This is a genomic window from Vibrio sp. CAU 1672 (genome assembly GCF_029223195.1).
In the GTDB taxonomy this organism is placed as follows: Bacteria; Pseudomonadota; Gammaproteobacteria; order Enterobacterales; family Vibrionaceae; genus Vibrio.
This window is the reverse complement of sequence record NZ_JARHUF010000046.1, coordinates 1-8,538: the sequence shown is the minus strand read 5'-3', so window position 1 is coordinate 8,538 and position 8,538 is coordinate 1. Positions and strand designations below refer to the sequence as shown.

Sequence of the window (8,538 nt, the reverse complement as noted above, 5' to 3'; positions counted from 1 at the left end):
ACAGATTGAAAAGACTCGACCGAAACCTTGTCAATTAGCCCAGGCAATTGTTCAAATTGAGCAAGCTCTTCATACAAGTTACTACTATCGATATGTGACATATTTCCTCGAAAACATAACGCCGCATTAAGTGGTGAGCAACGCCTACAACCCGACTTAAACCATTGCGCCGTAAACACTTAGGCTAATTCAAACCGAAAATGCCGAGCGTTGGGAATCCGTCTTGAATGCTTTGTTATACGATTTTTTCACCGAACTTTGATAGATAGGAAGCAAACTGTGCTCTCTGATCGATCAAAGATAAACTCATTTTATTCAGAAATTCTAATATTTCTTCTTCCGTTCCTATTTTAGAAGCTAACACTTGGTACAAATAGAAAATAGATATGCCTTTACTCACATGATCACTATCGGTATCAATATCGTTAGCTCTTTGGATGATGAACTCTCTATAACGAACAACCTCTTCTTCTAACTGCGATATAGTTTCGATACCAAAATAGGATAAGTACTTAACATGTCGAGCTGCATTCTCTTTTGTCAGTTCTATAAGTTCCACACCCATAATTTCTGATATTTCAGTATCAAGCTGTGCCAAGAGTTCACTAGACTTAAGATAATTATAGATTGATACCTTATCAATGCTCACATCCTGTGGGGCTTGTACAATTGTTTCTTGTATATCTAGTTCATAATTTTCAAGTTCATTTCTAATTTGAATGAATTGGTCGTCTGCTAGTTCAAGTAAACCAGCCAATTGCGAAAACTTACGGCGTACCAATTTAGGTATTTCAATCTTTGATTTATAGCCTATATCATGTTCAATCTCTGCCCACGTATGTTGTAATATTGAACGTATTTGAATTTCAATTTTCATACCTGAAAATCTACTGTATTCAATTAAATTGGCACGACTGTCAGATAAGCCGACTACGTAATGTAATGATAGATAGCCAAATCGGTCAGGGTCTAGACTCGCTCTCTTATCAATTGAATTTTCGGGGTCTATTGAAAATTCCTGCTCAATTATACTGGCGATACGATCTACATCATCTGAATAATGGGTAATTATTCTAACACCAATAATATCGGTTAATTCTGTCAAAGATGTATATTTGTCTTTTTTTACTATCTTCTTTAGTAGACTACTTCTGTCTTTTACCCTAGAACTTACTGAATGAGGAGTGATATCTGATGCACTCAACAGAGTGTTAATCAATGACTCCATTGATTTTGAAAAATGTGTATAAAGTTGCTTTTTTTCATCATACTCATTCAATAGAATTTCTTTTGTCACGATTACTACTCCTTACTCTTAAATCGTATAACGCCCAATTAAGGGGTGAGCAACGCTACCACCCAACCTAAAGCATTGTACCGTAACCACTAAAATTGAAGTAGAAGAAAAAAATACCAAGCGTTGGGAATCCCTCTTAAATTGTTTGTTATGCGTAATTTTTGACGCACTTTGTCATTGCTGTTTCCGAGACTGACAAACCGTCGATTCTATATTGATCTTTGAACTCTCCGACAACATTGAACCCTGCTTTTAGGTAGAGGTTCTTTGCTGGGAAATTCTCTGATAATACACAAAGATCAAGCCAGTCAATTTCTGCTTTTTCTTGGCAGAAATTTATAACAGCATCAATGAGTCTTTGACCAAGACCTTGCTTCCGGCAAGAAGCATCTACGCCCATACCAAGTAGAACTCGATGAGAACGGCTTTCATCACTGTGGTGGCGAAGATCAATATGACCTTTGATACTTCCAGAGGTGTCTTTTACAACCCAGAGCTTTCTCCAACCTAAATCGCCAAACTGATGGGAAAAGCCTTGGATAAACTTATCTTTTGTTGCTTCTGGAATTTCACTTTGCTCTCTGGACATTGGCTGGAAAAGAGGAACGTCACCATTACCATTTTCAGACAGCTGATTTTCAAGATACGCAAAGAATGAATCTAAATCCGATTTTTCCGCTTCTACAACTTCCATCTAATATTCTGTACTCCATCGATTACGCATAACGCCCAATTAAGGTGTGAAGCACGCGACCACGACACTTAACTAGACCACCGTAAACACTAAACTCAATCCAAACCGAAAATGCCAAGCGTGCTGAATCACTCTTAAATTGTTTGTTAAATGTAAATCAACCTTTGGCCAACCATCCAATAAAAGCAGCAAGAACACCACCTAGAATGCTCAATAATGGATTAGATAGCCATCTATATTCCTTATTTTGTTCAATAGCTCTAGAATGAAGTTCAATGGCAGTCTGAATAAGAACGGTTATTTCTTCTCCACTAAGCGGCGTTCGTGAGATTCTCTTTTTCTCTTCATCATTCAGCGCATTAAATTCTTGAAAACTCAAATCTCTTTGTTCATCAACATTATATCGTTTTCGATAGCTTCGCCTCCAAGCTAAAGAAACCTTTTTACCTTCTCCGTCAACACGAAAAAACTCTGGGTGCTCTTCAAATATCGTTTTCCAATAATCTGCATTATTTTCATCACCTGTAATTCTCATCGCCCAGCCAGCATAATCAAGCTTATAGAACCCATACTTACCCATAACTTGGATAGCTGAAATAACATTACCTAACCGGTTGTGATTTTTTAAATAGGGGGATTTCGACATTTACTAAATTACCTCCATTTACATTTAACGCCCTGCTAAGGGGTGAGCAACGCAATACCGAAGCCGCTGCATACCACCTTAATCACTAAAATCAACGCATAGTAAAAATGCCACGCGTTGTGAATCCCTCTTGAGCAGTTTGTTAGTTTGCAGACCCAAAGTGTTGATTTTACGTTATTTTAAACTTTGCAAACAACAAGCTTTATGTGCTTTGATGCATTCAAGTCAGGCGTAGTCTAAAAGCGGCTACTCAATGAAACCACTTGGAACAAACAACGCCGCAGAAAACGAACTCACAACACCAAAAAGCGCTTTTGTAAAACCAATCTCACAATGCGGACTTTCAACAAAGCCACTGAAACCACGTGAACTTGCCACACCAGAGAAAGCATCCTTTCAGCAAGTAAATCGGCTTTTGTACCAACAAACTCACAGAGCAGAGTTTCAGCAAAAAAGTTCGACTCAATAACCCCAAACTCACAACGCCAATACGACAATTTCAACTTTGAGCCTTTACACTAGATCTTGCGATATAGCTGCATTTTTCCTCTTGCAAACTAACGCCGCGTTAAGGGGTGCCGGCACGCAATACAAAAGCTACCGCACAGCGCCATAAACACTGAACCCAACGCATACTAAAAATGCCACGCGTGCCAAATCCCTCTTGAACGCTTTGTTATACGCATGAACGTTTAAGCCAAGATTTTATGCCAAGCCCCACTTTGAAACCATGCTTTTTATGTGCTTTGATGCACCTAAGTCAGGCTTAGACTCACAGCGGCTTGTCACTGAAACCACTTGGAACAAACCGCGCCGCAGAAAACGGATCTGCAACACCAAAAAGCAATTTTGGAAAGACAATTTCACAATGAGGACTTTCCACAAACTCACTAAAACAACGTGAACTCACCACACCAGAGAAAGCACCCTTTCAGCGAGTAAATCAACTTTTAGAAAGATAAACTCACAGAGCTGAATTTCAGCGACAGATTTCGCGTCAACTGACCTGGCACTATCAGCTACAAAGAATAAAACCATCCCGAAACGGCGGCCAGAATGTGAGCCTCGAACCGAAAAATACTAGGATTAAAACGGGCAGACTTCGACGCCCAAACACCAAAAATCAACGCTGAAAACTGAAATTTTTGGCCTGAATTTTGAGGCTTTCTTCATATAGCGTATAACGCCGCGTTAAGGGGTGCCGGCACGCAATACAAAAGCTACCGCACAGCGCCATAAACACTGAACCCAACGCATATTAAAAATGCCACGCGTGCCAAATCCCTCTTGAACGCTTTGTTATACCGCTGCCTGCCGCTCCAGACGAACTTCTATTGCTTTAACGTTTGAGCTGTCAGTCAACTCAAAAATATCTGACTCAACACGCTCCGCAACCTTGAAACCTAGAGCCTCAAAGATCTCTACATTACCAGTTTGCTCAACGCACCAAACTGAGAGCAAGTCTGAATTTGAGAACATACGCTCCGCCTCCAAAATTAAGCTTCGAGCTATGCCTCTTTTACGACATTCAGGCATGACAGCAAGTGTACTTAAATTAAGCGTCTTGCCGGACAACTTAGCCTTTATAAGACCCACTAGCTGGTAATCCAAATAATATCCCAAACAAGTCCACTCATCTGTTGAACTAGCTTGGTTTCTTTGAGCTTTGGAAGTTGGGCGATAGATTTTTCGTAGCTCGGAGAAGCTTGTTTTTGATAGAGATAAGAGCGACTGATCTGTGCCGCTTATTTGCTTTATCATTGATTTCTCCTTTGCGGTATAACGCCCAATTAAGGGGTGAACAACGCCACCACCCAACCTAACGCATTGTGCCATAAACACTAAATTTGAAGTAGAAGCAAAAGTGCCAAGCGTTGTGAATCCCTCTTAAATTGCTTGTTAGCTGCTCACTATGTCACCACCTTAGCAAAGAGAGATATTCCGCCTCTGATAAGATATTACAGTCGCTGATCATGTACTCTTTGGCATTTGGCTTCTCGCTAAAAGTTACAAAAGTATACTTACTAGTAAACCTTTTCCCCTCGACTTTGCAGCTTGCTTTATGCTTTTTCCCTGTCAGAAACGCTTCCGTCAACGAGCCATCATTCTTACGCACATAGCACTTGTTCAAAACAAAACCTTTTTACAAATAAACCATTGATATTATATGGTTATATCCAAATTCTGTACAATGTACACTTTTACATTAATGGAAAAATCAACTCAGGCGTTCCGATTTATTTCATGTGACAGCTAACGCCGCATTAAGGTGTGAGCGACGCTTGGCTATACTTGAGCGAAGCGAAAACGCCAAGCGTTGTGAATCACTCTTAAATGCTTTGTTAGCTTCACACCCTTCGTGAATGGTACTAAACCGCTTGATACCATTCATTGTAGTGTATATGTTAAGAGCATGATTTAAAGGAGTATTATCATGAAAAAGACAAATGTTATTGCATTAGCAAGCCTTCTTACGTTTATGGCACCAGCAGCTTTAGCGGAAAAACCTGAATGGGCTGGGAAAGGAAAACCAAACCTAGAGGATGTAAAATCGATTTCCGATTTGAAAAAAGCTGAAACTCAAATTGAAGAGCGTGAAGATGAGCTTGAAAAGCTAATCGAAGAAAAAAAGGAAAAGGCTAAGAAAGCCAAAAACAAGAAAGACAAAAAAGCTCTCGAGCGCGAGTTAGAACAGCTTGAAGATGAGCAGGAAGAAGTCGAAGAGCTAAAAGAAAAAGTTAAAGACAAGAAATCTGGATTCGAAAAGCAGAAAGATAAGAAAGCCGACCAAGCTCGAAATGAACTGGACAAGGGCTCTGAAAAGGGTCAAGAAAAGCGCGAAGAGAATAGTAAGAAATGGTGGAAGTTCTGGGAATAGAACTTAGCCAATAAATGCCAAATACGACTTCAGGGTAGTCACCTAGTTACCCTGAAACCTTCCCTTCTCAAACTCACGTTTTTCGAGTGACAGCTAACGCCGCGTTAAGGGGTGCCGGCACGCAATACAAAAGCCTCTGCAATACACCGTAAACTCCGAACCCAACGCATACTAAAAACGCCACGCGTGCCAAATCCCTCTTAAACGCTTTGTTATGTGCGTGGTAACTTGGGCTTACAAACTTCCAATTTGAACACATAATTACCTGCTGAATTTTGCGATGCAACAATCAGCTCTTTGTCGTTTAGAGGTAAAAACTTTGAACCGCCCTGTATTTTACACCTAGAGTGTTCAAGTGCTTCAAAATGATATAAAAATGCCTTAGTCTGCTTAACTACAAAGTCATTGTAACGCTCATTGTATCCAGCAAATAAATTGTAAGCAAAATAACACACTAAGCCTATAGCTAAGACTCTTACAATCGTAGTAATGAAAGGATGTATCTCACTATTTTTTGGAAGCACATCTTTAAGTAGACCTGCATCACTGGCTTGCTGTATATTTAACCCAAAGAGCAAATATATTGAACCAAAAACTATTGCGACAAGCCAAGCCACGGCCGCCACCAAAGCGGCTACAACAGGTACTGACATAATTGCAGCAAAGACGATTGAATGTTTATATAAATATGGCTCTACACCAACCGAATTATTAACATATTGAGCCCCAAGAGAAAGGCTCAAATTTGCCAAAAACGTGTACCCTAACAACAATATCCCTTTACCCAACGGGGTATTCCACAAGGTATGATAAAGCGCAAGTAAATCATTAATTACAGCCCAAACTAAAAAGATCATAGCTAAGCTAAAAAACGTTTTATTGGCTGGCTCAGGTAGGTACTTAGTAAAAAACTGAACAGTGAAGAAAATAGCACTTACAAAGTATAGTTTTTGCGACTTATTTAGTTCACGGTAAAAGTCTATTATTCCTTGATATACAAATTTTACACTGACCACTTTATTTTCTAAACTCCATTTTCCACAAAAGCACATAACGCCGCATTAAGGTGTGAGCAACGCTAACCACCTAACCTAACCCATTGCACCGTAAACACATAACCCACCTTGAGCTAAGAATGCCAAGCGTTGGGAATCACTCTTGAATGCTTTGTTATGTAATTATCTAGAAGCAGATTTACCAACACCAAAACCACCAAGAAACCCTATTAGGGCGATGATGATTTTTTCTGTTAATTGAGTTTCACCTTTATACAAAGCAAGTCCAGCCAACACTACAATAGTAAAAGCGATACCAATGAGCCCCATAAATAGGGATGTTGTCGTTTTCGCGATAATTTCAGTCTGCTTTGTAGTTTCTTTTGCAACTATAATTTGACTTTCTGTTATAGGCTGTGAAATGTTTTTTATCAGGGCAGCAAAAGCTTCTGTTTCACTACGGGGTTGCTTTTCAACTAATTCTTGCTTTACTTGTTCTTCTTTTTCCATACTCTTACGTTCTTTTATTACATAACGCCCTGTTAAGGTGTGAGCAACGCAATAACGAAGCTCCCGCATACCACCTTAAACACTAAAACCAACGCATAGTGAAAATGCCACGCGTTGCGAATCACTCTTAAACAGTTTGTTATATTTCTGATACCACCTTGCCATCGAGACTGTTTGCAATAATTATCCGGCTAAACGGTGATTTACAAATATTTTTAGCGATATAATCTATGTACTCATCACTGCCGTTGTACGTAATTGTATCCGACAGAACCAACCACCATTCCTTATAGCGCTCAAAATACGGCTCTACTTTCTTTGCTTTCGAAGTATGGCAAAAGTTTATGCTTGCCAACATGATCTCCTTATCATGGTAAGCAGCATCTAAATCAATGATACCCGTCAGCAAGAAACCATTGCCGTTATCAACATTACGTTTTGAGATCGTAATTGAAATAGACTTCGATATTTCTATTCTGACTTCATTTTCTGTAAACTCCGAATTATCAATCTCTTTAAGTTTTACTTTGATATCCGTGGTAACTTTCTTTAGGTTTCCAAAAGGGCGTTTTATGATAGCTGTAACCGAGTATCTATGAGGCAGAGTCTCGCTATTTTTAGGGGTGTTAATCGCTTTCTTTAACTTAGCAATTACCGATGAAGAATCGTTATCGATAGATTTGGGAGAGCTATGAACATTAATTATCTTGCTCAATCTCGTCACTTCTACAGCAATTTTATCGTCCAAGACTAGGTCCGGAGGTACGTTACCGTCAGGCTCTACTTTCAGGGAGTATCCCTGCCCTAAGAATAACTCTGCAATTAAGTTTTCTTCTCTATTTTGTCGCATTGACCGAACCTCAAAAAGAAATATAACGCCTTGTTAAGGTGTGAGGCACGCAATACCCAAGCTTCCGCATAACACCTTAACCACTAAAACCAACGCATAGTAAAAATGCCACGCGTGCCGAATCACTCTTGAACAATTTGTTATGTTTCTAACTCACGTTTGACGGCAATAGCCTCAGAATCTGTCAAATCGTAGAATTTACGTTTTGCTATTGCACTCACTGGGTTATCTAGCTTTCTGATATTTTTTAACTTCCATGCCAACCAGCCCTCTTCAAACTCTGACTCATCACAGCCTGAATGTTTGCAGTCCTCTTTTACCCATGGTTCACTTGAGACAATATCAACAATAGCCACAACTCGACCATCAACATCTTCGTCACCGTCTCTCGTTAGACGTGTGTTATTTTGAACCAAAGCAACATTTAGCATTGGTAGTAGCTCTGGACTCCATGATCTAATTTCCAATGACTTTAATCCATTGGCGATCATTGTTCCCCACGGCTCAACTACTGATAGAGCTTTCAAGTTTTCCTCCATGAAACATAACGCCCTGCTAAGGGGTGAACAACGCAATACCGAAGCCTCCGCACACCACCTTAATCACTAAAATCAACGCATAGTAAAAATGCCACGCGTTGTGAATCCCTCTTGAGCAGTTTGTTAGTT

10 protein-coding genes are annotated in these 8,538 nt (G+C 39.7%); 2 read left to right on the top strand and 8 right to left on the bottom strand.

Going from position 1 to position 8,538, the window contains the following annotated elements:
• Positions 1–235: 235 nt before the first annotated feature.
• The 3 genes from P2G85_RS20850 to P2G85_RS20835 all read right to left on the bottom strand — a co-directional run bounded on the left by P2G85_RS20850 (position 236) and on the right by P2G85_RS20835 (position 2,637).
• Positions 236–1,297, bottom strand: a complete 1,062-nt coding sequence (locus P2G85_RS20850; RefSeq protein ID WP_275865951.1) for a hypothetical protein — start codon at positions 1,295–1,297, stop codon at positions 236–238.
• A 148-nt stretch (positions 1,298–1,445) separates the two neighbouring features.
• Positions 1,446–1,991 (bottom strand): N-acetyltransferase, encoded by a 546-nt coding sequence (locus P2G85_RS20845; RefSeq protein ID WP_275865950.1) that lies wholly within the window; start codon positions 1,989–1,991, stop codon positions 1,446–1,448.
• 157 nt (positions 1,992–2,148) lie between these two features.
• The gene (locus P2G85_RS20835; protein ID WP_020840814.1) at positions 2,149–2,637 is read right to left on the bottom strand and encodes a hypothetical protein; all 489 of its coding nucleotides are present in this window, start codon (positions 2,635–2,637) and stop codon (positions 2,149–2,151) included.
• Positions 2,638–2,890: 253 nt separating this feature from the next.
• Between P2G85_RS20835 and P2G85_RS20825 the strand changes: the two genes are divergently transcribed.
• Positions 2,891–3,106, top strand: coding sequence for a hypothetical protein (locus P2G85_RS20825; RefSeq protein ID WP_275865949.1), 216 nt, complete (start codon positions 2,891–2,893; stop codon positions 3,104–3,106).
• 830 nt (positions 3,107–3,936) lie between these two features.
• On the opposite strand, the gene P2G85_RS20820 is transcribed toward P2G85_RS20825, so the two are convergent.
• Complete coding sequence (locus P2G85_RS20820; RefSeq protein WP_275865948.1) at positions 3,937–4,398, bottom strand: GNAT family N-acetyltransferase; 462 nt, start codon at positions 4,396–4,398, stop codon at positions 3,937–3,939.
• A 673-nt stretch (positions 4,399–5,071) separates the two neighbouring features.
• On the opposite strand from P2G85_RS20820, the gene P2G85_RS20815 reads away from it, so the two are divergent.
• Positions 5,072–5,515, top strand: coding sequence for a hypothetical protein (locus P2G85_RS20815; RefSeq protein WP_275865947.1), 444 nt, complete (start codon positions 5,072–5,074; stop codon positions 5,513–5,515).
• A 212-nt stretch (positions 5,516–5,727) separates the two neighbouring features.
• Here the strand turns inward: P2G85_RS20815 and P2G85_RS20810 are convergent, their stop codons facing one another.
• From P2G85_RS20810 to P2G85_RS20785, 4 genes are all read right to left on the bottom strand, one after another.
• Positions 5,728–6,531 (bottom strand): hypothetical protein, encoded by an 804-nt coding sequence (locus tag P2G85_RS20810; protein ID WP_275865946.1) that lies wholly within the window; start codon positions 6,529–6,531, stop codon positions 5,728–5,730.
• A gap of 162 nt (positions 6,532–6,693) precedes the next feature.
• Entirely contained in the window at positions 6,694–7,020 is a 327-nt protein-coding gene (locus P2G85_RS20805; RefSeq protein ID WP_275865945.1) for a hypothetical protein, read from the bottom strand.
• 139 nt (positions 7,021–7,159) lie between these two features.
• A complete protein-coding gene (locus P2G85_RS20795) occupies positions 7,160–7,870 on the bottom strand; it encodes a hypothetical protein (protein ID WP_275865944.1) in 711 nt (236 codons plus the stop codon).
• 140 nt (positions 7,871–8,010) lie between these two features.
• On the bottom strand, positions 8,011–8,397 hold the full coding sequence (locus P2G85_RS20785) for an ASCH domain-containing protein (protein WP_160167792.1): 387 nt from the start codon (positions 8,395–8,397) through the stop codon (positions 8,011–8,013).
• Between the last annotated feature and the right edge of the window lie 141 nt (positions 8,398–8,538).